General features: G+C 54.1%; 20 protein-coding genes and 3 pseudogenes. 12 read left to right on the top strand and 11 right to left on the bottom strand.

Translation table 11 applies throughout. The features are described from left to right. Positions 1 to 79: 79 nt before the first annotated feature. Positions 80 to 2494 (bottom strand): annotated as a pseudogene (gene hrpB / locus EHN07_RS20565) (ATP-dependent helicase HrpB); the annotation flags it as partial. 74 nt (positions 2495 to 2568) lie between these two features. On the opposite strand from hrpB, the gene thpR reads away from it, so the two are divergent. The 9 genes and pseudogenes from thpR (at position 2569) to panD (ending at position 9567) form a co-directional block, all read left to right on the top strand. Further along, positions 2569 to 3108, top strand: coding sequence for an RNA 2',3'-cyclic phosphodiesterase (gene thpR, locus EHN07_RS00660; protein ID WP_124022311.1), 540 nt, complete (start codon positions 2569 to 2571; stop codon positions 3106 to 3108). Continuing rightward, entirely contained in the window at positions 3109 to 3813 is a 705-nt protein-coding gene (gene sfsA / locus EHN07_RS00665) for a DNA/RNA nuclease SfsA (protein WP_124022312.1), read from the top strand. It abuts the gene before it with no gap. Positions 3814 to 4001: 188 nt separating this feature from the next. Beyond that, positions 4002 to 4457: an RNA polymerase-binding protein DksA gene (gene dksA, locus EHN07_RS00675; RefSeq protein WP_124022313.1), complete on the top strand. Its 456-nt coding sequence runs from the start codon at positions 4002 to 4004 to the stop codon at positions 4455 to 4457. 76 nt (positions 4458 to 4533) lie between these two features. Continuing rightward, positions 4534 to 5427: pseudogene (gene gluQRS, locus EHN07_RS00680) on the top strand (tRNA glutamyl-Q(34) synthetase GluQRS). Positions 5428 to 5483: 56 nt separating this feature from the next. Then, complete coding sequence (pcnB, locus tag EHN07_RS00685) at positions 5484 to 6881, top strand: polynucleotide adenylyltransferase PcnB (RefSeq protein WP_208646965.1); 1398 nt, start codon at positions 5484 to 5486, stop codon at positions 6879 to 6881. After that, entirely contained in the window at positions 6878 to 7357 is a 480-nt protein-coding gene (gene folK / locus EHN07_RS00690) for a 2-amino-4-hydroxy-6-hydroxymethyldihydropteridine diphosphokinase (protein WP_124022315.1), read from the top strand. Before pcnB ends, folK begins: the two co-directional genes overlap by 4 nt. Before the next feature lie 71 nt (positions 7358 to 7428). Continuing rightward, positions 7429 to 8223 carry a 3-methyl-2-oxobutanoate hydroxymethyltransferase gene (gene panB, locus EHN07_RS00695; protein ID WP_124022316.1) on the top strand — a complete coding sequence of 265 codons (795 nt, stop codon included), beginning with the start codon at positions 7429 to 7431 and terminating at the stop codon, positions 8221 to 8223. Between the two features lie 13 nt (positions 8224 to 8236). Then, positions 8237 to 9091 (top strand): pantoate--beta-alanine ligase, encoded by an 855-nt coding sequence (panC, locus tag EHN07_RS00700; RefSeq protein ID WP_124022317.1) that lies wholly within the window; start codon positions 8237 to 8239, stop codon positions 9089 to 9091. 95 nt (positions 9092 to 9186) lie between these two features. Beyond that, a complete protein-coding gene (gene panD / locus EHN07_RS00705) occupies positions 9187 to 9567 on the top strand; it encodes an aspartate 1-decarboxylase (protein WP_124022318.1) in 381 nt (126 codons plus the stop codon). Between the two features lie 106 nt (positions 9568 to 9673). Here panD and EHN07_RS00710 read toward each other — a convergent pair. From EHN07_RS00710 to EHN07_RS00725, 4 genes and pseudogenes are all read right to left on the bottom strand, one after another. Further along, a pseudogene (locus EHN07_RS00710) lies at positions 9674 to 9838 on the bottom strand (polysaccharide deacetylase family protein); the annotation flags it as partial. 86 nt (positions 9839 to 9924) lie between these two features. Further along, complete coding sequence (locus tag EHN07_RS00715) at positions 9925 to 10356, bottom strand: PTS sugar transporter subunit IIA (protein ID WP_124022319.1); 432 nt, start codon at positions 10354 to 10356, stop codon at positions 9925 to 9927. Positions 10357 to 10475: 119 nt separating this feature from the next. Beyond that, positions 10476 to 11246 (bottom strand): ABC transporter permease, encoded by a 771-nt coding sequence (locus tag EHN07_RS00720; protein ID WP_124022320.1) that lies wholly within the window; start codon positions 11244 to 11246, stop codon positions 10476 to 10478. Beyond that, the gene (locus EHN07_RS00725) at positions 11243 to 12169 is read right to left on the bottom strand and encodes an ABC transporter ATP-binding protein (RefSeq protein WP_124022321.1); all 927 of its coding nucleotides are present in this window, start codon (positions 12167 to 12169) and stop codon (positions 11243 to 11245) included. The genes EHN07_RS00720 and EHN07_RS00725 overlap by 4 nt, the downstream gene beginning before the upstream one ends. Positions 12170 to 12277: 108 nt before the next feature. Between EHN07_RS00725 and can the strand changes: the two genes are divergently transcribed. After that, the gene (can, locus tag EHN07_RS00730; RefSeq protein ID WP_124022322.1) at positions 12278 to 12958 is read left to right on the top strand and encodes a carbonate dehydratase; all 681 of its coding nucleotides are present in this window, start codon (positions 12278 to 12280) and stop codon (positions 12956 to 12958) included. A gap of 51 nt (positions 12959 to 13009) precedes the next feature. Here can and hpt read toward each other — a convergent pair whose 3' ends face one another. Further along, positions 13010 to 13546, bottom strand: coding sequence for a hypoxanthine phosphoribosyltransferase (hpt, locus tag EHN07_RS00735; RefSeq protein ID WP_167467255.1), 537 nt, complete (start codon positions 13544 to 13546; stop codon positions 13010 to 13012). Between the two features lie 193 nt (positions 13547 to 13739). Between hpt and EHN07_RS00740 the strand changes: the two genes are divergently transcribed. After that, positions 13740 to 16121 carry a glucose/quinate/shikimate family membrane-bound PQQ-dependent dehydrogenase gene (locus tag EHN07_RS00740; RefSeq protein ID WP_124022454.1) on the top strand — a complete coding sequence of 794 codons (2382 nt, stop codon included), beginning with the start codon at positions 13740 to 13742 and terminating at the stop codon, positions 16119 to 16121. Between the two features lie 58 nt (positions 16122 to 16179). Here EHN07_RS00740 and cueO read toward each other — a convergent pair whose 3' ends face one another. Then, positions 16180 to 17733, bottom strand: a complete 1554-nt coding sequence (cueO, locus tag EHN07_RS00745) for a multicopper oxidase CueO (protein ID WP_124022324.1) — start codon at positions 17731 to 17733, stop codon at positions 16180 to 16182. Between the two features lie 156 nt (positions 17734 to 17889). On the opposite strand from cueO, the gene EHN07_RS00750 reads away from it, so the two are divergent. Then, on the top strand, positions 17890 to 18237 hold the full coding sequence (locus EHN07_RS00750) for a YacC family pilotin-like protein (protein ID WP_124022455.1): 348 nt from the start codon (positions 17890 to 17892) through the stop codon (positions 18235 to 18237). Between the two features lie 61 nt (positions 18238 to 18298). Here EHN07_RS00750 and yacL read toward each other — a convergent pair whose 3' ends face one another. The 4 genes from yacL to aceF all read right to left on the bottom strand — a co-directional run bounded on the left by yacL (position 18299) and on the right by aceF (position 25555). Further along, the gene (yacL, locus tag EHN07_RS00755) at positions 18299 to 18664 is read right to left on the bottom strand and encodes a protein YacL (RefSeq protein WP_124022325.1); all 366 of its coding nucleotides are present in this window, start codon (positions 18662 to 18664) and stop codon (positions 18299 to 18301) included. Positions 18665 to 18843: 179 nt separating this feature from the next. Then, positions 18844 to 21441, bottom strand: a complete 2598-nt coding sequence (gene acnB, locus EHN07_RS00760; protein WP_124022326.1) for a bifunctional aconitate hydratase 2/2-methylisocitrate dehydratase — start codon at positions 21439 to 21441, stop codon at positions 18844 to 18846. Positions 21442 to 22044: 603 nt separating this feature from the next. Then, positions 22045 to 23469 (bottom strand): dihydrolipoyl dehydrogenase, encoded by a 1425-nt coding sequence (lpdA, locus tag EHN07_RS00765; protein ID WP_167467262.1) that lies wholly within the window; start codon positions 23467 to 23469, stop codon positions 22045 to 22047. A gap of 202 nt (positions 23470 to 23671) precedes the next feature. After that, positions 23672 to 25555, bottom strand: coding sequence for a pyruvate dehydrogenase complex dihydrolipoyllysine-residue acetyltransferase (gene aceF / locus EHN07_RS00775; RefSeq protein ID WP_124022329.1), 1884 nt, complete (start codon positions 25553 to 25555; stop codon positions 23672 to 23674). Positions 25556 to 25560 lie beyond the last annotated feature (5 nt).

The raw sequence follows: 25560 nt of genomic DNA on the forward strand, positions 1-25560 counted from the left end.
ATAAGGCGCCAGGCCTGATTTTCCTTTCTTTCGCTAAACGCAAAAGAGGAAATCTCTCAAAGTTATTGGTACTTTTAGTGCGCCGCGTTGGCAGCGCATCTGCTGGCGAATCCGGCCAGACGTGCTTTGGATAACGTCCTTTCATCTCTTTTTGCACTTCCCGATACGCACCATTCCAGAATGCGGTTAAATCACGCGTTATCTGCAAAGGTCGCTGTGCCGGGGAGAGTAACTCCAGCACCAGCGGCACACGGCCTTCGGCAATGGCCGGAGTCCGTGCTTCGCCAAACATTTCTTGCATACGCACCGCAAGAACCGGCGGGTTTTCATCATCATAGCGAATAGCTATCTGGCTGCCAGTCGGCACAGTGTAATGAGTTGGTAGCGCACTATCCAGAAGCGCGCGCGCGTTCCAGTCGAGCAGATTCTGTAACGCCCGTGTGACATCAATAGTTTTTAACGCCCGCCACGAGTGTACACCATCAAGTTCAGGTAATAACCACCGCTCTAAATCGCGCAGCAGAGCCTCGTCCGAAACATCGGGCCATTGCCGTTCCGGCAACCAGCTTGCCGCGCAGGCGAGACGCGTTCTGAACTGTTGCGCGTGTGGCGACCAGTTCAGCACCGACAGACCTTTTTCACGAATACCGTTGAGCATCGCCTGATGCAGTTCGCCCGCAGAGGGTTTTGCCAGCGGCTGAACCTTCAGCACCAGTTTGCCAATCTGCGTGCGGCGAAACGCCTTTAGCGTCCCCAGCGCCTCATCCCATTCGACGGAGTCACTTTCGCTCAGCAGCGACGGACGCTGAGCCACCAACGCCTCGATGTCCAGCGGAATAGCCTGCAGGATGCGCGCATCGGGCGTATTGCTGCCCTGTAATAACAGCGGCGCTAACAGCCATTCGTAGCGGGTTAAAGGATCGTCCTGATTAAGCATCGCACCCATACCGTTGGCTAACTGGTAGCGCCCATCCTGCCCACGGCGGCGAGCGATACGATCGGGAAAAGCCTGAGCCAGCAACGGCGCAGCGAGTGAGAAATCAGCCTCACCACCACGGCTGTTAACACGTTTCAGAAGCCGGGAGACGCGCTGCTGCCAGTTGTCCTGGCGTCGGCTAAATGCATTACGCAAATCGCTCTCCTGGCCACGCGGCGGCTCTTCAAGGATTGCCACCAGTCGTGCCGCCGTAGCCTGTTCATCCGCGGTTTGCGCATTGACTAACATCGCGGCAAAGCGCGGTTCATTCCCCAGATCGGCCATTTTCTGGCCAGCCGGCGTAAGCCGGTTTTGCTCATCCAGCGCATTGAGCTTACGCAATAAAGCGCGGGCGGCAACCAGATTGGCAGCGGGCGGCGTATCAAGCCAGGTGAGCGGGCTCGGATCGGCACAGCCCCACTGCAGCAAATCGAGCAGCAGGCCGGAGAGATCGCTTTGCAGGATCTCAGGCTCGCTTTGCAGACTTGCGCGTTCTGCCTGCTCGGCGCTGGTTAAATGCAGACAGATACCCGGCTCCAGTCGCCCCGCGCGCCCCGCTCGCTGAATCATTGATGCCTGGCTAATACGTTGGGTGACAAGCCGGGTCAGCCCGGTGCGCACGTCGAAACGCGCAACGCGCTCTTGCGCGCAGTCCACCACCAGGCGTATCCCTTCAATGGTCAGGCTGGTTTCGGCAATGTTGGTCGCCAGCACCACTTTGCGTCTCCCCTTGTCCGCTGGCAGAATCGCTTTGCGTTGTTCACTTAACGGCAGTGCGCCATACAGCGGGCAAAGCTGAATATCGCTTGCGACACGTTCCTGTAGCTGCTGCTGAACCCGCTGGATTTCCCCCACGCCGGGTAAAAACAGCAGCAGCGAGCCTGCTTCTTCGCGCAGCAGATTTGCCACCGCAATCGCCACGGCCTCATCAAAACGCTGGTGTGCGGAAAGCGGGCTGTATCGCCGCTCAACGGGAAATGCCCGCCCCTGTGAACTGATAACCGGCGCATCCGGTAAACATTGCCGGAGGCGTGAATTATCGAGCGTGGCCGACATAATCAGCAGTTTAAGATCGTCGCGTAACCCTTGCTGCACATCAAGCAAGAGTGCGAGAGCCAGATCGGCTTGCAGGCTGCGCTCATGGAATTCATCAAGGATCACCAGCGCGATGCCTTGCAGTTCCGGATCGTGCTGCACCATGCGCGTCAGAATGCCTTCGGTTACCACTTCAAGCTGCGTATTCGGCCCGATGCAGGTTTCAGCCCGCATCCGGTAGCCCACCGTTTCACCCGGTTTTTCACCCAATAATTCTGCGAGACGCTGCGCGACGTTCCGCGCCGCCAGCCGGCGTGGCTCCAGCAGCAGAATGCGGCCGCCTAAGTTTGCCTGCTGTAAGATCTGCAACGGCAGCCAGGTGGATTTACCGGCCCCCGTTGGCGCATTCAGCAAGACCTGCGGCGCGTTGTGCAAAGCGTTAAGAAGAGCGGGTAGCACAGCGGCGACCGGTAATGACGGCACGAAAAGCTCCAAAAGGTTATCATCGAAAGTTCGCTATTGTAGCATCAAGCCAAACCATAACGAGAGAGAGCAAAATGGCTGAGACTCGCCGTCTGTTTTTCGCCCTTCAACTACCCAAAGAGGTGCAACAGCAGATTATCCAGTGGCGCGCCACGCAGTTTCCTGAAGAGACCGGGCGTCCGGTGGCGGCGGAAAACCTGCATCTTACGCTGGCTTTTTTAGGAGATATTAGCGCTGAAAAGCAACAGGCTCTGAGCCTGCTCGCCGGGCGCATTCGTCAGCGTGGTTTTACCCTGACAATCGATGACGCAGGGCAGTGGGTGCGTTCAAATGTGGTGTGGATTGGCCCGCGCCATGCGCCTTTAGGGCTGATTCAACTGGCAAATATGCTACGCGCACAGGCGGCGCGCAGCGGCTGCTACCAGAGCCCGCAACCTTTTCACCCGCATATTACGCTTTATCGTAACACCACGCGGGCGGTGGCGATTCCGCCCCCCGGTTTTCGCTGGCAGTTTAAGGTTGAAGCGTTTGCGCTGTATGAGTCGGTTTTCAAACAAGGGCGTACGCGCTATCAGCAGCTGCAAAGCTGGTCATTAAGTAATAAGGAAGAGTAAATGGAATTTAACCCGCCGTTACAGCAGGCCACGCTCGTTAAACGCTATAAGCGCTTTCTGGCTGACGTGATTACGCCTGCCGGTGAAGAGCTAACGCTGCATTGCCCAAACACTGGCGCCATGACGGGTTGTGCCACGCCGGGCGACACCGTGTGGTATTCCACCTCTGACAGCCTGACCCGGAAATATCCTCATAGCTGGGAAATAACCCAGACGCAAAACGGTGAATTTATCTGCGTTAATACGCTACGCGCTAATACGGTGGTAAAAGAAGCATTAAGCGCGCAAGCCATTCCAGAATTAATTGGTTACACAACAATAAAAAGTGAAGTGAAATACGGTGCGGAACGCAGCCGCATTGATTTTATGTTACAGGCAGATTGCAAGGTTAACTGCTATATTGAAGTGAAATCAGTCACGTTATCACAACAGGGATGTGGCTATTTTCCCGATGCCGTCAGCCTGCGAGGGCAGAAGCATCTGCGAGAGTTGATGAATGTGGTTACACAGGGCGAACGCGCGGTGCTGCTGTTTGCAGTATTGCATTCTGCTATCACTCAGGTTTCCCCGGCACGCCACATAGACGCCAAATACGCACAGCTATTATGCGAGGCGCAACAGCGCGGAGTTGAAATTATCGCTTATAAGGCTGAACTTTCAGCCTGTGGCCTTACTCTAATTTCGCCGTTGCCTGTCTGTTTATAATTTCTTAATACAGATCGGTTAACGTTTGTCTGTTTTGTGTGCTGGCGGTTCGCGTAAATACGCTTTTCTTCACAGGCTTGTCAAGAGAGGAATTTATATAATTGCCATCCTGAAAAGCATCTGCTATTTATAGCGGCCTGATTTTCCCCCGAACAGGGGACCGATAGTGCGTGTTAAGGAGAAACAACATGCAAGAAGGGCAAAAGCGTAAAACATCGTCCCTGAGTATCCTCGCCATCGCTGGGGTGGAGCCATATCAGGAGAAAGCGGGCGAAGAGTATATGAACGAAGCCCAGCTGTCGCACTTCAAGCGCATTCTTGAAGCCTGGCGTAGCCAACTTATGGATGAAGTTGATCGCACGGTAACGCATATGCAGGATGAAGCAGCAAACTTCCCGGACCCGGTAGACCGTGCAGCCCAGGAAGAAGAGTTCAGCCTCGAACTGCGTAACCGTGACAGGGAACGTAAACTGATCAAGAAAATCGAGAAGACCCTCAAGAAAGTAGAAGACGAAGATTTCGGTTTCTGCGAGTCCTGTGGGGTTGAAATCGGCATCCGCCGTCTCGAAGCTCGTCCGACAGCTGATTTGTGCATCGATTGTAAAACGCTGGCAGAAATTCGCGAAAAACAGATGGCTGGCTAACAGCTCGCGATTTCAGAATATTCATAATGGCGGGAGTCTTCTCCCGCCTTATTTATTTCCAGCCTGCGCCGCCGACATGAATACATCCCACTACATTGGTCGCTTTGCCCCCTCACCTTCCGGTGAACTCCATTTCGGCTCGCTGATTGCGGCCCTCGGCAGTTACCTGCAGGCCCGCGCAAAACAGGGCAGATGGCTGGTGCGCATTGAAGATATCGACCCGCCGCGTGAAGTGGCAGGTGCCGCCACCACCATACTGCAGCAGCTGGAACATTACGGCCTGCACTGGGACGGTGAAGTTATGGCAGTCTCAGCGCCACGAAGCCTACCGTGAGGCGCTCGCCTGGCTGCATCAGCAAGGGCTGAGCTATTACTGCACCTGCACCCGCAGCCGAATTCAGCAGCTTGGCGGTTTTTACGACGGCCATTGCCGTACGTTAAATCACGGGCCGGAAAATGCCGCAGTACGCTTTCTACAACGCCACCCGGTATTAAGCTTTACCGATAAGCTGCACGGAACGCTAATAGCTGACGAGCAGCTGGCGCGTGAAGATTTTATCATTCACCGTCGCGATGGGTTATTTGCCTATAATCTTGCGGTAGTGGTGGACGATAGTTTCCAGGGCGTGAGCGAAATTGTGCGCGGTGCCGATTTAATTGAGCCCACCGTGCGGCAAATTTCGCTGTATCAACAATTTGGCTGGAAGGTGCCGGATTACGTCCATTTGCCATTGGTGTTGAATGAGAATGGCGCAAAATTATCGAAGCAGAATCATGCGCCAGCCCTGCCAAAGGGCGATCCGCGCCCTGTTATTCACGCCGCGCTGGCTTTTTTGCATCAGCCGGAAATCGCCCACTGGCGAGACCTGACGTTAAATGAGCTGCTTAGCGAGGCGGTGCAAAGCTGGTCGCTTGAGGCCGTTATGCCAGCATCGTCATGAATACATCATTCTCAAATGGCGCGCACTGAGCTATGATTAGCCGCTGTTTTTTTTGTCCCTATGATTGACACTGCCGAGGTGTACTATTTTTACCCGAGTCGCTAATTTTTGCCGCAAGGTGCTTAACCGCGATGACGTCGTGGTCGAGGAGAGTGAAGATCTCCCGCAAATCACGGTCATTCCGCGTGACCAGCATGCTCTGTCGCGCAAAGATATCAGTGAAAATGCCCTCAAGGTGCTCTATCGTCTGAACAAAGCAGGCTATGAGGCTTACCTCGTGGGTGGCGGCGTGCGTGACCTGCTGCTTGGCAAACGCCCGAAAGACTTTGATGTCACCACCAGCGCAACCCCCGATCAGGTGCGTAAACTGTTCCGTAACTGTCGTTTAGTCGGCCGTCGCTTCCGTCTGGCTCACGTGATGTTTGGGCCGGAAATCATCGAAGTCGCCACTTTCCGCGGGCACCACGAAGAGCAAAAGTCTGATAAACAGACCTCGCAAACGGGCCAGAACGGTATGCTGCTGCGCGATAACATCTTTGGTTCTATCGAAGAAGATGCGCAGCGCCGTGATTTCACCATCAACAGCCTCTATTACAGCGTGGCTGACTTCTCGGTGCGCGATTATGTCGGCGGCCTGCGCGATCTGCGCGATGGCGTTATCCGCTTAATCGGCGACCCTGAAACGCGCTACCGCGAAGACCCGGTACGTATGCTGCGCGCTGTACGCTTTGCCGCCAAGCTGAATATGACGATTAGCCCGGAAACCGGCGAGCCGATTCCGCGCCTGGCAACCTTGATTAACGATGTACCGCCCGCCCGCCTGTTTGAAGAGTCGTTAAAACTTTTGCAGGCCGGTCACGGTTATCCAACCTATGAATTACTGCGTGAATATCAGCTGTTCCAGCCGCTATTCCCGACCATCACCCGCAACTTTACCGAGCAGGGCGACAGCCCGATGGAACGCATTATCGTTCAGGTGCTGAAGAATACCGATAACCGTATTCAGAACGATATGCGGGTCAATCCGGCCTTCCTGTTCTCCGCCATTTTCTGGTATCCACAGCTTGAGATGGCGCAGAAGCTGACTCAGGAAAGCGGCCTTGCCTATATGGACGCCTTCGCGCTGGCGACCAATGAGGTGCTGGATGAAGCCTGCCGCGCGCTGGCGATTCCAAAACGTATCACTACGCTGGTGCGTGATATCTGGGGCCTGCAGCTTCGTCTGTCACGCCGCCAGGGCAAACGCGCGTGGAAGCTGATGGAGCATCCTAAGTTCCGTGCCGCTTACGATCTGCTGGCGCTGCGTGCAGAAGTGGAAAATAACCAGGAATTACTGCGCCTGACCAAATGGTGGGGCGAGTTCCAGGTGGCCGCGCCACCTGCGCAAAAAGAGATGCTCGATGTCCTGGGGGATGAACCTACGGCACGCCGCCGCCATCGCCGCCCGCGTAAACGCGCACCGCGTAGCGGAGGCAGTGCATGACGCTGGCGTATATCGCCCTTGGCAGCAACCTGGCGTCGCCGCTTGAGCAGGTAACTCACGCGCTTGACGCCATTGCAACCATTCCGCACAGCCGGGTGGTTGCAACCTCTTCGTACTACCGTACCCCTCCGCTCGGCCCGCAAGACCAACCTGATTACCTCAATGCCGCCGTGGCGCTGGAAACTGGCCTGTCGCCCGCCGCATTACTGGCTCATACTCAACGTATTGAGCTGGAGCATGGCCGCGTGCGCAAAGCAGAACGCTGGGGGCCGCGAACCCTCGATCTCGATATCATGCTGTTCGGTAATCTGACCATCGCAACGCCTGCGCTTACCGTGCCGCATTACGATATGAAAAACCGGGCATTTATGCTGGTTCCGCTGCTGGAAATTGCCCCTGATTGCGCCTTCCCGTGCGGCCTGCGTGTTGCCGAGGTATTAAAAAATCTCTCCCGGGATGGGATTACGTTTTGGTAACCACAACGGTGTTCTGTTTGCTAATATAGCAATCGATTTCACTCCCTCACCCTTTATTCTCAGGGATTGCCATGAAACCAATCACCATATCTCAGTTGCGCCAGTGGAAACAGGCTCAACGCAAATTCGCCACTATCACCGCCTACGATTTCAGCTTTGCAAAACTGTTTGCCGACGAAGGCATAGGTGTGATGCTGGTTGGCGATTCATTAGGGATGACCGTTCAGGGCCACGACTCCACTTTACCCGTCACCGTAGCAGATATTGTCTACCACACGCGTGCTGTGCGCCGTGGCGCACCAAATTGCCTGCTGCTGGCCGACCTGCCGTTTATGTGTTACGCCACGCCTGAACAAACCTTTGCCAACTCCGCCGAACTGATGCGCGCCGGTGCCAATATGGTCAAGCTTGAAGGCGGTCGTTGGTTGGTTGAGACTGTCAAAATGCTGACCGAGCGTGCCATTCCCGTTTGCGGGCATTTGGGTCTGACGCCGCAGTCGGTCAATATCTTCGGTGGTTATAAGATTCAGGGGCGTGATGAGGCGGGCGCGCAAACGCTGTTTGATGATGCCATCGCGCTTGAAGCCGCAGGGGCGCAGCTGTTAGTGCTGGAGTGCGTGCCGGTTGCCCTGGCAAAACGCATCACCGAGGCGCTGACTATTCCGGTCATCGGTATTGGCGCGGGCAATGTAACAGACGGGCAGATTCTGGTGATGCATGATGCCTTCGGGATCACCGGCGGCCATATTCCAAAATTTGCCAAAAACTTCCTCACCGGAAGCGGTGATATGCGCGCTGCGGTGCGGCAGTACATTTCCGAAGTTGAGTCCGGCGCCTACCCGGGCGAAGAACACAGTTTCCACTGACAGGAGAAGGGTTGTGTTGATTATCGAAACCATACCGCTGTTACGTCAGCAAATCCGCCGCTGGCGCCTGGAAGGTAAACGCATCGCGCTGGTGCCAACCATGGGCAATCTGCACGACGGGCATATGAAGCTGGTCGATGAGGCGAAAAGCCGCGCCGATGTCACAATCGCCACGATTTTTGTCAATCCCATGCAGTTTGACCGCCCGGATGATTTAACCCGCTATCCGCGCACCTTGCAGGAAGATTGCGAAAAGCTAAACCGCCGCAAAGTGGATTTGGTTTTTGCCCCTGCCGCTGCTGATATTTACCCACAGGGTCTGGAATCCCAGACCTTTGTCGAAGTACCGGGTCTTTCGACCATGCTCGAAGGGGCAAGCCGCCCGGGCCACTTCCGCGGCGTCGCCACCATCGTCAGCAAGCTGTTTAATCTGGTGCAGCCTGACATCGCCTGTTTCGGTGAAAAAGATTTCCAGCAGGTCGCCGTTATCCGCAAAATGGTGGCGGATATGGGCTACGACATCGAGATAATCGGCGTGCCAACGGTGCGCGCCAAAGATGGCCTGGCGCTGAGCTCGCGCAACGGCTACCTGAACGCTGAACAACGTAAAATTGCACCGGGCCTGCATAAAGTCATGCAGTCTCTGGCCGATAAGCTGCGTGCCGGTGAGCGTGATACCGAAGAGATGCTGGTGATTGCCGCCACCGAGCTTAACGAAAAAGGCTTCCGCTCCGACGACCTGCAAATTCGCGACGCCGATACCCTGCTGGAGCTGAATGTTAACAGCAAACGCGCCGTGGTGCTGATGGCCGCCTGGCTCGGTCAGGCACGTTTGATTGATAATATTCAGGTCGAACTCTCCCGGTAGACAGCCCGGAAAAATCGGGTAATACTGCCGGCTAAACTCCGATGGCAGGCGCTAAGCTTGCCGCTTACGTAACTCCAGTGACGAAGGTTTAAGCTATGATACGCACCATGCTGCAAGGCAAACTTCACCGTGTCAAAGTGACGCAGGCGGATTTGCACTATGAAGGCTCCTGCGCCATCGATCAGGACTTCCTTGAGGCGGCAGGCATTCTGGAATATGAAGCCATCGATATTTATAACGTCACCAACGGCAAGCGTTTCTCCACTTACGCCATCGCTGGCGAACGCGGTTCGAAGATCATTTCGGTTAACGGCGCGGCGGCACACTGTGCTGATGTCGGTGATATTCTGATTATCGCCACTTACGTCACCATGCCGGATGAGCAAGCGCGCAGCTGGCAGCCGAAAGTGGCCTATTTCGACAGCGACAACGAAATGAAACGCCTGGCGAAAGCCGTGCCGGTTCAGGTGGCCTAGCCGGTTATAACGCACCGCCCTCATCCCAGCAGTCTCCTCCGGGAGAAGGAAAAAGCCGTACCATTCCCTCACCTGAGGGTGAGGGCGTTTTACGCTCAGGTAAAACTCAAGAAGCGGGCTGGTTACTAATCAACCCCGACATGGTTTCCAGCGAATCCGTGCGCAGAATATAAAGCCGTTTTAGCACAAACGGATTATCTCCCGGTTTAACCTTCCCACGCACCGTTGTCACCGCCATATGGAAACCCGCATCGTTCGCCGCTTTCACTGCCATAACGGATTTAACAGCACTGAGTGTCTCAACAACTGATGAAGCCGCTATTCTAACAAAAGGCTGCCCAATACCCACCTTGCAAATTAGTATTGGTGGAGTAGTACGAACGGCGGATTTTTCTGCTGCTGGTGCCAGAGGCTGGTGATACCCGTCCCTCCCTGCTCCACGATGCGTTCGCGAAACGCTTCGCTGCTCAGCGTTTCGCGATGCATACGCATCGCAAACAATAGCGGCAGCGTGACGCCGGAGATCACTTCACAGTGGGGATGCTGGTGGCTCATCAGCGCTGCCGTGCGATAGGGCGCTGCGCCGGTTTTATCGGTGAGAAAGACCACTCCGTCTCCCGAATCACAATGATAAAGCGCATCGCACATCATACGGCTGAGCATATTTGTGCTCAGCCCTTTCCAGTAATTCACCGCGCAACATTGCGGCTGCGGCCCAAAACGGCGCTCGATTGCATCCAGCATATCCTGAGCGTAGTAGTCATGACCGACAATCACCCAACCTAACATAGCGTTCTCCTTTTCGCAGAGCGCAAGTGTGCCAGAAGCTCAAAAAGGCCATGTGATGTTAATCAAAACGGGGTGGGAAAATTCTTATTTACCCTCCCCTTTCGGGGAGGGTAGCCGCATTAGCTGCGCAGGCCGCGCCCGCGTTGGATCAGATACCAGCACAGAATGTAGAAGGCGACGATAAAGCCCACCAGCACCGCTACGGTGAACAGCAATGGCACGTCATTAATGCCGAGGAAACCGTAACGGAAGCCGCTGATCATATAGACCACCGGGTTAAGGTGCGATAGCGCTTTCCAGAACGGTGGCAACAGCGACAGCGAGTAGAATACGCCGCCTAAGTAGGTCAACGGAGTCAGCACGAAGGTCGGGATAAGGCTGATATCGTCAAAAGTTTTGGCAAATACCGCATTCAACAACCCCGCCAGCGAGAACAAAATCGCAGTCAGCAGCAGCGTTAACGCAACAAACAGCCACGAGTGAACCTGGAACGGCACGAAGAACAGCGAAACCGCGGTTACCAGGATCCCCACGCACAGACCACGCGCCACGCCGCCACCAACATAGCCTGCAATAATAATATGCGTTGGCACCGGTGCCACCAGCAGCTCTTCAATGTTGCGCTGGAACTTGGCGCTAAAGAACGAAGAGGCTACGTTGGCATAAGAGTTAGTGATCACGGCCATCATGATCAGACCCGGCACGATAAACTGCATGTAGGTAAAGCCGTGCATGGAGCCGATTTGTGAACCAATCAGGTTACCGAAAATAATAAAATACAGGGTCATGGTAATGACCGGCGGCACCAGGGTTTGGATCCAGATCCGCGTGAAACGGTGGATCTCTTTAGTCCAGATACTTTTTAACGCCACCCAATAGAGCCGCATCATGCCTGCCCTCCTTTCGGACCGTTAACCAGCGTGACGAACAACTCTTCAAGACGGTTAGCTTTGTTACGCATACTTAATACCTGCACCCCTTGCGAGCTTAACTGGCTAAAGACGCTATTGATTCCCTGCTCGCGCAGCACTTCAACTTCAAGCGTTGAGGTGTCGACCAGCCGATACTGGTAGCCATCAAGCTGCGGCAACGGGCTTTTCGGCGCCAGATCGAGGATAAACGTTTCTGACTTCAATTTTGCAAGTAGCGATTTCATTGAGGTGTTTTCGACCAGCTCGCCGTTTTGAATAATGCCGATGTTGCGGCACAGCATTTCAGCTTCTTCAAGGTAGTGGGTGGTCAGAATAATGGTGGTGCCTTTATCATTCAGATCTTTCAGGAAGCCCCACATTGAGCGGCGTAGCTCAATATCGACGCCTGCCGTTGGCTCATCAAGGATCAGCAGTTTCGGCTCATGCATTAACGCACGGGCAATCATCAAACGGCGCTTCATCCCACCGGACAACATACGCGCACGTTCATTGCGTTTTTCCCACAGATCGAGCTGTTTGAGGTACTTTTCGCTGCGGGCGATGGCTTCATTGCGCTCAACGCCGTAGTAACCCGCCTGGTGCACCACAATCTGCTGCACCGTCTCAAACGGGTTGAAGTTAAACTCCTGCGGCACCAGCCCAAGCTGGCGCTTGGCGTTGACCACATCTTTTTCAAGATCGTAGCCAAACACTCGTACCCGACCCGCCGTTTTATTTACCAGCGAGCTGATAATACCAATAGTGGTGGATTTACCTGCGCCATTCGGCCCCAGCAGAGCATAAAAATCCCCTGCCTCCACGCGAAGATCTATGCCGCGCAGCGCCTGAACACCACCGGGATAGGTTTTCGTTAACTGTTCCAGCTCTAATGCAATGGTCATTATTTCCAGTTACCTTGTTCGGTACAAAAAAGTTAAGCAGTTTTAAAATTTATTCAGTTGCCCTATATTACCCCAACGCACTTCTTCCGTTACAGGTTGTTAACCTCCATGAAAGACATTGATACCCTCATCAGCAATAACCAGGTCTGGTCAAAACTGATGGAGCAAGAAGACCCGGGCTTTTTTGAACGTTTGTCTCAGGCCCAAAAACCTCGCTTCTTGTGGATTGGCTGTTCTGATAGTCGCGTCCCCGCAGAACGTCTGACAGGCCTTGAGCCTGGCGAGCTGTTTGTTCACCGTAATGTGGCAAACCTGGTGATTCATACGGATTTAAATTGCCTTTCTGTTGTGCAGTACGCGGTTGATGTACTTGAAGTAGAACATATTATTATCTGCGGTCACTACGGATGCGGTGGCGTACAGGCGGCGGTTGAGAACCCGGATTTAGGGCTTATCAACAACTGGCTGCTGCATATCCGCGATATCTGGTTCAAGCATAGCTCGCTACTGGGAGAACTCCCACCGGAGCAACGCCTGGATACGCTGTGCGAGCTCAACGTGATGGAGCAGGTTTATAACCTCGGCCATTCCACCATTATGCAGTCAGCGTGGAAGCGCGGCCAGAAAGTCACGGTGCACGGTTGGGCCTACGGTATTCACGACGGCCGCCTGCGCGATTTAGAAGTCACCGCCACCAGCCGTGAATCGCTGGAGCAAGGTTACCGCAGCGGGATTTCGAACCTGCAAAACTCCCATCGCAGCCATAAGAATAGAACACCTTCGCAGTAAGCCAGATAGCAAAAAGGGCCTTAATGGCCCTTTTTAATGGATGCTACCGACTTATTCGTCCAGCAGCACCACTTTGCCGACGTACGGCAGATGGCGATAACGCTGAGCGTAATCGATGCCATAACCCACGACGAACTCGTCCGGTATCGCAAAGCCGACCCACTCCACGTTCACGTCCACTTCGCGGCGCTCTGGTTTATCCAGCAGCGTACAAATGGCCAGCGACTTCGGCTCACGCAGGCTCAGAATTTCGCGCACTTTGCTCAGGGTATTACCAGAATCGATAATATCTTCGACAATCAGCACGTCTTTGCCGCGAATATCCTCATCGAGGTCTTTCAGAATTTTCACATCGCGGGTGGTGGACATGCCGCTGCCGTAGCTGGATGCGGTCATAAAATCGACTTCGTGGGGCACCTGTACTTCACGGCACAGATCCGCCATGAACATAAATGAGCCACGCAGCAGGCCAACCAACACCATATCACTACCGCTATCACGATAATGTTCAGTGATCTCACGACCCAGTTCAGCGATACGAGTTTTGATCTCCGCTGCGGGGATCATCACTTCAACAGTATGTTTCATAGTTATAACCATATGATTTAAAAACAAATCATTAAATGCCGATCGATATTTAATCAGCATAAAATATTCAGGCAAGCAGTATAACAGCAAAACCCATCGCCGTGCCCAAATGGTAAAAAAGCCATTTATGTGATGAGTGTCACGCATGTTAATCACTATAATTAATTGCTGTTAAACTTTTAAGAGCGTGATAATCGTGAAAACAAATCACTCTGGTTCGCGACTCGTCGCAACCTTAACAGTCCTGTTTGCGGTACTGACAGGCGTGTATTTACTTATTGGCGGGATATGGCTAGTGGCCGTGGGTGGTTCCTGGTACTACCCCATTGCCGGGGCGGTGATGTTAGCCATCGCATGGTTATTTTGGCAACGCAAAGCGCTGGCGCTCTGGCTTTACGCCCTATTACTGCTTGGCACCGGAGCGTGGAGCGTGTGGGAAGTGGGCTTCGATTTCTGGGCATTAACTCCCCGGTTAGACGTGCTGTTCTTCTTCGGCGTATGGCTGCTGCTGCCGTTTGTCTATCGCCGGCTTACCCAGCCTTCAGCAGGTGCGGCTCCGGCACTGGGCGCGGTACTGGTGTTCACGGTGATAGGCCTAGCCTGGGCGGTATTTAACGATCCGCAAGAGATCAGCGGCACGCTGAAAACTGATACGCAAACCTTCTCTGCCGCAACCTCCACTATTCCTGATGCCGACTGGCCTGCCTATGGCCGCAATCAGGAAGGTCAGCGCTACTCTCCGTTAAAGCAGATCAACGATAAAAACGTCGGCCAGCTTAAAGAAGCATGGCGATTCCAGACGGGCGATGTGAAGCGCCCAACCGATCCAGGTGAAATCACTAACGAAGTCACGCCGATTAAAATCCGCGATACGCTGTATCTGTGTACTGCGCACCAGCAGCTGTTTGCGCTGGATGCGGCAACCGGCAAGCAGAAGTGGAAATTCGATCCGCGTCTGGATACCAACCCTTCATTTCAACACGTTACCTGCCGCGGGGTTTCTTACCATGAAGCAACAGCGGATAACGCAGGCCCGGAGGTGGTTTCCGACTGCCCGCGCCGTATTATTCTTCCGGTGAATGATGGCCGCCTGTTTGCGATTAATGCCGATAACGGCAAGCTGTGCGCAAGCTTTGCGAATAAAGGCATTCTGAATCTGCAAACCAACATGCCTGTCACCACGCCGGGCATGTACGAGCCGACGTCGCCTCCGATCGTCACCGATACAACCATCGTGATTGCCGGCGCGGTAACTGATAACTTCTCCACGCGCGAGCCGTCCGGGGTGATCCGTGGTTTTGACGTCAACAGCGGCAAACTGCTGTGGGCATTCGATCCCGGCGCGAAAGATCCGAACCTGATTCCAGGGGATGAGCACCATTTCACGCCGAACTCGCCGAACTCCTGGGCACCCGCGGCCTACGATGCGAAACTTGATTTGGTCTATCTGCCGATGGGCGTCGCCACGCCAGATATCTGGGGCGGCAACCGCACGCCGGAACAGGAGCGTTATGCCAGCAGCATTGTGGCGCTGAACGCGACCACCGGGAAACTGGCCTGGTCTTATCAAACGGTTCACCACGACCTGTGGGATATGGATATGCCGTCGCAGCCGACGCTTGCGGATATTACCGTTAAAGGTGAAACCGTCCCGGTGGTCTACGCGCCTGCGAAAACCGGCAACATCTTTGTGCTCGACCGTCGCAATGGCAAACTGGTGGTTCCGGCTCCGGAAAAACCGGTGCCACAAGGGGCGGCAAAAGGTGATTACGTGACGCCAACCCAGCCATTTTCGGATTTAAGTTTCCGTCCGAAGAAAGATCTCAGCGGTGCGGATATGTGGGGAGCCACGCTGTACGACCAGATGGTGTGTCGCATTATCTTCCATAAGCTGCGTTATGAAGGCATCTTCACACCGCCTTCCGAGCAAGGCACGCTGGTGTTCCCGGGTAACCTGGGGATGTTCGAGTGGGGTGGAATTTCGGTTGATCCTCATCGACAGGTGGCGATTGCCAACCCAATGGCGCTGCCGTTTGTCTCTAAGCTGATGCCGCGCGGCCCGGGCAACCCAATGGAGCCACCGAAAGATGCCAAAGGCACGGGTTCTGAATCGGGTATTCAGCCACAGTACGGCGTGCCGTATGGCGTAACGCTTAATCCGTTCCTCTCTCCGATTGGCTTACCCTGTAAGCAACCCGCGTGGGGCTACATTTCTGCGGTGGATTTAAAAACCAACGAAGTAGTTTGGAAAAAACGTATCGGTACCGTGCGCGACAGCTCACCGCTGCCCCTGCCGTTTAGAATGGGAATGCCGATGCTGGGCGGCCCAATTTCTACCGCCGGGAACGTGCTGTTTATTGGCGCAACCGCAGATAACTACCTGCGCGCTTATAACATCAGCAACGGTGACAAGCTGTGGGAAGCGCGGCTGCCAGCCGGTGGGCAGGCAACGCCGATGACCTATGAAGTGAATGGCAGGCAATATGTGGTGATTTCTGCGGGCGGCCACGGCTCTTTCGGAACCAGGATGGGCGACTATATTGTTGCTTACGCTTTACCGGACGAGGCTCAGTAATATTTGGCCCTAACCCTCTCTACGAGGGTTAGGGTTAGGACCAGGGAGAGGGGCACTTTTACGCCACCGTAAACCCAAGCATCATGCCGGTATCTTCATGCTCCAGCAGGTGGCAGTGCGCCATATAGGCCTGATCTTTAGAAGCGGGATGATCAAAACGCACTAACACTTCGCTGCGCCCGCCTTCCACACGAACCGTGTCTTTCCAGCCCTGGCGATGAGCGGCTACAGGCTGGCCGTTCTCACTGAGAATGCGGAACTGCGTGCCGTGGATATGGAACGGATGCAGCATCATGTCGCCCTCGCCGGAAATCGTCCATTTCTCGTATTTGCCTTTCTCAACGGCAAACGCCGGCGTATTCATATCAAACGCTTTGCCGTTAATTTTATTGGCATGGTGGAAATCGAAGCCCTGCATGCCGTGACTCATCTTTCCCTGGCTCATCTGGCCCATATTGCCATGCCCGGACATGCTCATGCCCGCCATCGCCTGCGGGCCATATTTATCCATCAGCGCCTGCATCCCCATCATGTCCAGCATAGGGTCCATCATCAGTTGCAGCCAGCGTTCCGCGATCCCTTCAGGGCTCGGCAGCGCCGGAACGGCGGCCAGTTTGTCAGGCATTTCACCCGAAGCGGCAACAATCAGCGGCTGGATACGTACCACGGGCTGCGGTTTATCAAACGGTGCAACCGTCATCCCCATTTGCTTAACTGGAAGCGTCACGATATCGAACGCTTTGCCGTCGCGAGTATCTACCAGCACTTCGAAACGCTCACCCATCAGCATTGGCAGTTCGGTCACTTTTACCGGCTCAGCCAGCAAGCCACCATCGCTGGCAATGACATACAGCGGACGGTTGTCGCTTGCCGCTATCGTCAGCGAACGGGCGTTACAGCCGTTCAGCAAGCGCAAACGCAGCCAGCCGCGCGGGTTGGCATGTTGCGGATACACCGCGCCGTTGCACAGCAGAGTGTCGCCAAACCAGCCTACTGCGGCACTCATCACGTCCAGTTGATAATCAATTTCCCCGCTGGCGGCAAAACGCTTGTCCTGAATAATCAGCGGGACATCATCAATCCCCCACTGTTTCGGCAAGCGCAGCGCGCGGCTTTCGCTATCGTCGATTAACACCAGGCCTGCCAGCCCCATCGCTACCTGATGGCCCGTTTTACCGTGTTGATGCGGGTGGAACCAACAGGTTGCCGCACGTTGCTGGGGGGTGAATTTCACCGTGCGCTTGCCGCCGGCGGCAATAACACCTTGTGGCCCGCCGTCGACATCTCCGGGAATTTCTAAACCATGCCAGTGAACCGTGGTCTCTTCTGCCAGGTTGTTCTTAATCTCAACGGTGACTTCCTCACCCTGAGCCAGGTGCAAAGCCGGCCCGAGTAAATTGCCGTTGTAGCCCCAGGTGGTAGCCGTTTTGCCATTAAAAGTGCTTTTGCCCGCCTGCACGGCCAAACGAATGCTATTCTTTGCATCAGGGGCGAGAAGCGTGGGGATCGGTAATGTGGGTCTGTCGGCGGCCAGCGCCGCTTTACTCCAGAGCGGCAGCGCGCTAAACGCACCGATGGCCGCAGAATATTTCAGAAAATCACGGCGATGCATAGTCGACTCCTTTTATTCGCAGGCATGATCGCCAGCATAAACCCTCCCCTTACCGGAAGGTCAAGTTTTACCCAGCGAATGGCGCTGCGAATATATCTCGTCGCACCTCATTTAACTGTGTTAACGTTTCGTATCTGAGAAAAAGTGGTAGATGTGATGAAGATGGGAGTGAGGGCAGTATTGCTGGGGTTGTTGCTGGCTTTTTCCACCAGCAGTCAGGCGCTTAGCGAGTCTGAAGCAGAAGATATGGCCGATCTTACTGCGGTGTTTGTGTTTCTGAAAAATGATTGCGGCTATCAGAATCTGCCTAACGGACAAATTCGTCGCGCGCTGGTCTTTTTTGCCCAGCAAAACCAGTGGGATTTAAGCAATTACGACACCTTCAATATGAAGGCGCTTGGTGAAGAGAGCTATCGTGATTTAAGCGGTATTGCCATACCGACGGCCAGCAAATGTAAATCCCTTGCCCGGGACTCGCTCAGCCTGCTTGCCTATGTGAAGTAGCCTGAGCCAGCTGTCCCAGAAGTCCGCAACAGGCTTTTGGGACACGGCATAAAGCAAAAGTTTAGCGATAAGTCGCGACAAATTCCCGGTAAGCGTTAACCACCTGCATAAAGTCTTCTACGCCGCAGAATGACAAACTCTCTTCGTCGTAGTAGTTCATTCCCTCTTCCATTTCATCACCGGAAATTTCCAGCTGGTTCGCGCGAATCATCACCTCTTCACCATCAAGCCACAGGGTGTATTCGTGTCCGGTGCGCTGCCACTGGCGCTCGCTGCCTTTTACGGCATTGACTGCCTCTTCAACTTCATCCAGCAGGCCCGGGTTATCTTTCACTTCTTCATTAAACCAATGGCCTACCACTTCGTGGCCCATTGACATACGCACTTTGACAACCCCTGTGACATCGCGCAAAAATTCATATTCCATGGTGCTTTCCTCTGCCTTGCCCGGGGAAACACGGTACCCCTTAGCGTATAAGATAATTATCGCAGCAAAGTCGGCGAAAAACAGCGTGTAAGCCGCAGAGCGGCAAATAAAAAAGGGGTGGAGCCTGAAGCCCTCACCCCTGGCCCTCTCCTGGAGGGAGAGGGTAGCTTTGATATTGTCTATACCGCCGTCTGGAAAATCACCCCGTCAGCCTTCTCGGTGTACTGAGAAAGCTTATCGAAGTTCAGATAACGGTAAGTATCCAGCGCCGTCTTATCAACCTGGGCCATAAAGGTCTGGTATTCGTCAGGCGTTGGCAGTTTGCCCAGCAGTGAAGCCACGGCGGCAAGCTCTGCGGAAGCCAGGAACACGTTGGCCCCGGTGCCTAAACGGTTCGGGAAGTTACGCGTAGAAGTTGAAACCACGGTAGAGCCATCCGCCACACGCGCCTGGTTCCCCATACACAGTGAACAGCCAGGGATTTCAATACGCGCACCGCTCTTACCAAACACGCTGTAGTAGCCTTCCTCCGTTAACTGAGCGGCATCCATACGCGTTGGCGGCGCAACCCACAGACGAGTTGGCAACTGGCCTTTATGGCTATCAAGCAGCTTACCCGCCGCGCGGAAGTGGCCGATGTTGGTCATGCAAGAGCCGATAAACACTTCGTCGATTTTCTCACCGGCCACATCAGACAGCAGACGCGCGTCATCCGGATCGTTTGGCGCACACAGGATAGGTTCTTTGATCTCGTTCAGATCGATTTCGATGATCTCAGCGTATTCCGCATCGGCATCGGCCTCCAGCAACTGAGGGTCCGCCAGCCATTTTTCCATGCCCTGGATGCGGCGCTCAAGCGTACGACGATCGCCGTAACCTTCTGCGATCATCCACTTCAGCAACACAATGTTGGAACTCAGGTACTCTTCGATCGGCTCGCGATCGAGCTTAATGGTACAGCCCGCAGCAGAACGCTCCGCGGAAGCATCGGTCAGCTCAAACGCCTGCTCAACTTTCAGCGTAGGCAGCCCTTCAATTTCCAGGATGCGGCCAGAGAAGATGTTTTTCTTACCTTTCTTCTCAACGGTCAGCAGGCCTTGTTTAATGGCATACAGCGGGATCGCGTGAACCAGGTCACGCAGGGTGATGCCCGGCTGCATTTTGCCTTTAAAGCGCACCAGCACCGACTCAGGCATATCCAGCGGCATCACACCGGTTGCCGCCGCAAATGCCACCAGCCCGGAACCTGCCGGGAAGGAAATCCCGATAGGGAAACGAGTGTGGGAGTCACCGCCCGTACCGACGGTATCCGGCAGCAGCATACGGTTCAGCCAGGAGTGGATAACACCATCGCCCGGACGCAGCGAGACGCCGCCACGGTTCATAATGAAGTCCGGCAGCGTGTGGTGAGTATTCACATCCACCGGCTTTGGATAAGCCGCAGTGTGGCAGAAGGACTGCATCACCAAATCAGCGGAGAAGCCCAGGCAGGCCAGGTCTTTCAGTTCATCACGGGTCATGGGACCGGTGGTGTCCTGAGAACCGACAGACGTCATTTTTGGTTCGCAGTACTGGTTCGGGCGAATGCCTTCCACGCCACAAGCGCGGCCCACCATTTTCTGTGCCAGAGAGAAGCCGCGAGTGCTTGCGACAACGTCTTTTGCCTGCACGAAGACTTCGCTACGTGGCAGATTCAGCGCTTCACGAGCTTTGGTTGTCAGACCGCGACCGATGATCAGCGGAATACGCCCACCGGCACGAACTTCGTCCAGCAGCACGTCGGTTTTCAGCTCAAAGTTAGCGATAACTTCGTTGGTTTCATGGTTACGCACTTCGCCTTTATATGGATAGATGTCGATAACATCGCCCATGTTCAGGTCGTTTACGTCAACTTCGATTGGCAGCGCGCCCGCATCTTCCATGGTGTTAAAGAAGATTGGTGCAATTTTACCGCCGAGCACCACGCCGCCGCCGCGCTTGTTCGGCACGTTCGGGATGTCGTCGCCCATAAACCACAGCACGGAGTTGGTTGCAGATTTACGAGAAGAACCCGTACCCACAACGTCACCCACATATGCCAGCGGGAAACCTTTTTTGTTTAACGCTTCGATCTGTTTGATCGGGCCAACGCTTCCAGGCTGATCCGGTTCGATACCTTCACGGGCGTTTTTCAGCATCGCTAATGCGTGCAAAGGAATGTCCGGGCGTGACCAGGCATCAGGTGCCGGAGACAGGTCATCGGTGTTGGTTTCACCGGTGACTTTAAATACGGTAACGGTGATTTTCTCAGCCAGTTTAGGGCGCGACAGGAACCACTCGGCATCAGCCCAGGATTTCAGCACTTGTTGTGCGTGGGTATTGCCCGCTTTGGCTTTCTCTTCCACATCATAGAAGTTATCGAACATCAGCAGCGTGTGGGACAGCGCCTTAGCTGCGATCGGGGCCAGTTTTTCATTATCCAGCGCGTCAATCAGCGGGTGAATGTTGTAGCCACCTTGCATAGTGCCAAGCAGTTCTACAGCTTTCTCTGGGGAGATTAACGGGGAGGTCGCCTCACCTTTAGTGAGGGCAGCCAGGAAACCGGCTTTAACATAGGCGGCTTCATCAACGCCCGGCGGAACACGATTAGTAATAAGATCTAAAAGGAATTCTTCTTCCCCCGCAGGAGGGGTTTTCAGCAGCTCGACCAGTGCGGCCATTTGGGATGCTTCTAAAGGTTTTGCAACAATCCCATCTGCAGCACGTTCGGCTACGTGCTTACGGTATTCTTCTAGCACGACGGTTCTCCTCGCTCTCATTGTCATTATCGGTTCCGGCTATGCTCTTCACGCTCCTGTGAGACAGCAGTTTGCAGGGTCAATGCCCGGTTCCGCGATGGGCAGCATAGCAGGATTTTCAGGGAGGGTGAATGTGTTTACAAAAAAGCAACATTAAATACAGGCTGAATCGTTACGAATCGCGGCGAAGCTGTCAGAGGGAAGTTTCGTTGACAAAAAAACCGCCTTTCGGCGGCTCGTTTGTCTCTTCAGGGTGGTAGCACACGATGAGGAGAAATATTTTGTGGCAAACCTAATACGAGAGCTATTTTGCCTTCTGGAATATACAGGTGCAAGATAAACTGTTTGTTTTGTGCACACCAACTTAAAAATAGATGCAACTCTTTGCAAACATTAAATCACCATATCCCAACACACCACTTTTATTTATATTCATAAGCGGCCTGCTTCGCTGGTGTAGCAGCCAGTCACCGGGCCCGGAAGCAGTTCATCCTTCCTGCGTGGCAAATCTAATACTCTTGTCACCCGGCAGCCACGCCGGATAACGCTACGCTTTTCCCACAAAAAACGGCCCCGCAGGGCCGCTTGGTCAAATCCGGAAAGTTACTTTTTCTTCGCTTTCGGGTTTGGCAGGTCGGTGATGCTACCTTCGAAGATCTCAGCCGCCAGACCTACAGACTCGTGCAGAGTCGGGTGCGCGTGGATGGTAAGCGCGATGTCTTCAGCGTCACAACCCATTTCGATAGCCAGACCGATTTCGCCCAACAGCTCGCCGCCGTTAGTCCCGACAATCGCACCACCGATAACACGGTGAGTTTCTTTGTCGAAAATCAGTTTGGTCATACCGTCTGCGCAATCGGAAGCGATAGCACGGCCAGAAGCAGCCCACGGGAAGGTGGCGGTTTCGTAGCTGATGCCTTTTTCTTTCGCTTCTTTCTCGGTCAGACCTACCCATGCAACTTCTGGTTCGGTATAGGCGATTGAAGGGATCACTTTCGGGTCGAAGTAGTGCTTCATGCCGGCGATAACTTCAGCGGCAACGTGGCCTTCGTGAACACCTTTGTGAGCCAGCATTGGCTGGCCGACGATATCGCCGATAGCATAGATGTGCGGCACGTTAGTGCGCATTTGCTTGTCGGTACGAATGAAGCCACGCTCGTCAACTTCAACGCCAGCAGCGCCTGCATCGAGCAGCTTACCGTTAGGTACGCGGCCGATTGCCACCAGAACCGCGTCATAACGCTGTGGTTCAGCAGGGGCTTTTTTGCCTTCCATTGTGACGTAGATTCCATCTTCTTTGGCTTCTACCGCCGTCACTTTGGTTTCCAGCATCAGGTTGAACTGCTTGCTGATACGCTTGGTGAAGACTTTCACCACGTCTTTGTCGGCAGCCGGGATAACCTGGTCGAACATTTCAACCACGTCAATTTCTGAACCCAGCGCGTGATACACGGTGCCCATTTCCAGACCGATGATACCGCCGCCCATAACCAGCATGCGTTTTGGTACGGATTTCAGTTCCAGTGCGTCGGTAGAATCCCACACGCGTGGATCTTCATGCGGAATGAATGGCAGTTGAATCGGACGAGAACCCGCCGCGATGATTGCGTTGTCGAAAGTGATAGTCGTTGGACCATTTTCCCCTTCAACAACCAGGGTGTTAGCACCGGTAAATTTACCCAGGCCGTTCACCACTTTAACTTTACGACCTTTCGCCATACCGGACAGGCCACCAGTCAACTGGTTAATAACCTTTTCTTTCCAGGTACGGATTTTGTCGATGTCAGTTTTCGGCTCGCCGAAAACGATGCCGTGCTCAGCCAGTGCTTTCGCTTCTTCGATAACTTTAGCAACGTGCAGCAGGGCTTTAGAAGGGATACAGCCAACGTTCAGACAAACACCGCCGAGGGTGCTGTAACGTTCTACAATGACGGTCTCCAGACCTAAATCAGCGCAACGGAATGCAGCAGAGTAACCTGCCGGGCCTGCCCCAAGTACCACGACCTGAGTTTTGATTTCAGTACTCATCATGACCTCTTAATTTATTTCCGGCGATCCTGGGTACTTTGACGCCCATTGCCACCGGGACGTTCTATCCGCCCGCAGTTTACAAAATTGTTAACAATTTTGAAACAACAAACGGCAAACGAATTGTCCTTTGCATCAGATAATCTCGAACAGCATCACGAGATTACCAGAAAAAAGCCGACCGAAGGGTCGGCTTTTTGGCTTACATCACCAGGCGGCGAATATCGGCCAGCGTATTGTTGATGATGGTGATAAAGCGCGCGCCATCAGCACCGTCAATCACGCGGTGGTCGAAGGAAAGAGACATCGGCATCATCAGACGCGGAGTGAACTCTTTACCATTCCAGACCGGCTCTATAGCCGACTTAGAGACACCCAGGATAGCCACTTCCGGCGCGTTAACGATTGGCGCGAAGTGAGTCGTCCCGATACCGCCGAGGCTAGAGATAGTGAAGCAACCGCCCTGCATTTCGCCAGCGGTCAGCTTGCCATCGCGAGCTTTCTTAGAAATAGCCATCAGTTCGCGAGACAACTCAGAGATGCTCTTCTTGTTCACATCTTTGAACACCGGAACCACCAGACCGTTTGGCGTATCAACCGCCACACCGATGTTGATGTATTTCTTCAGCGTCAGCTTCTGGCCGTCTTCAGACAGAGAACTGTTGAAGCGAGGCATCTGCTCAAGAGCCGCAGCAACCGCTTTCATGATGAACACCACAGGCGTGAACTTCACATCCAGCTTACGCTTGGCCGCTTCGTCGTTCTGCTGCTTACGGAACGCTTCCAGGTCAGTAATATCTGTTTTGTCGAAGTGCGTAACGTGCGGGATCATCACCCAGTTACGGCTCAGGTTGGCACCAGAGATTTTCTGGATACGGCCCAGTTCAACTTCTTCGATTTCGCCGAACTTGCTGAAATCAACTTTCGGCCATGGCAGCATGCCAGGCAGACCGCCGCCGCTAGCCGCAGCTGGTGCAGATTCTGCACGCTTAACCGCGTCTTTCACGTAAGCCTGAACGTCTTCGCGCAGGATACGACCTTTACGGCCAGTCCCTTTCACTTTCGCCAGGTTCACACCGAACTCACGCGCCAGACGGCGAATCAGTGGGGTGGCGTGAACATATGCGTCGTTTTCAGCGAATTCAGTTTTGCCGGAAGCCGCAGCTGGCGCCGCAGTGGGTTTCTGAGCTGCTGCCGCAGGAGCCGGAGCTGCTGCTTCTTGCTTAGCGGCAGGAGCAGGTGCTGCGCCTTCCACTTCAAAGACCATAATCAGAGAACCGGTAGACACTTTGTCGCCAGTATTGATTTTGATTTCTTTTACCACGCCCGCGAACGGAGCCGGGACTTCCATAGAAGCTTTGTCGCCTTCTACGGTGATCAGTGATTGTTCAGCGGCCACTTTATCGCCCACTTTAACCATCACTTCAGTCACTTCAACTTCGTCACCGCCGATGTCTGGCACGTTCACTTCTTTCGAGCCAGAAGCCGCAGGTGCAGCAGCCGGAGCCGCTTCAGCTTTAGTTTCTGTAGCAGCCGGTGCAGCACCTGCTACTTCGAAGACCATAATCAGGGAACCGGTAGACACTTTGTCGCCAGTGTTGATTTTGATTTCTTTTACCACGCCTGCGAACGCTGCCGGGACTTCCATAGAAGCTTTGTCACCTTCAACGGTGATCAGAGACTGTTCTGCTTCTACTTTGTCGCCAACTTTAACCATGATCTCGGTAACTTCAACTTCATCACCGCCGATGTCTGGCACGTTCACTTCTTTCGCCGTAGCTGCTGCCGGAGCGGCCGCTGGCGCTGCTTCTTTCTTCTCTTCAGCCGGAGCTGGTGCCGCTTGCGCTGCACCTTCGGCGGATTCGAAAATCATCACCAGTTTGCCGGTTTCAACTTTGTCACCCACCGCAACTTTGATCTCTTTGACCACGCCTGCTTGCGGAGAAGGGACTTCCATTGAAGCCTTGTCACCTTCCACGGAGATGATGGACTGGTCAACTTCAACCTTGTCGCCCACTTTCACCATGATTTCGGTCACTTCAACTTCGTCTGCACCGATGTCCGGTACTTTGATTTCGATAGCCATTTTAT

The sequence above is a fragment of the Buttiauxella warmboldiae genome, from assembly GCF_003818135.1.
Taxonomy (GTDB): Bacteria; Pseudomonadota; Gammaproteobacteria; order Enterobacterales; family Enterobacteriaceae; genus Buttiauxella; species Buttiauxella warmboldiae.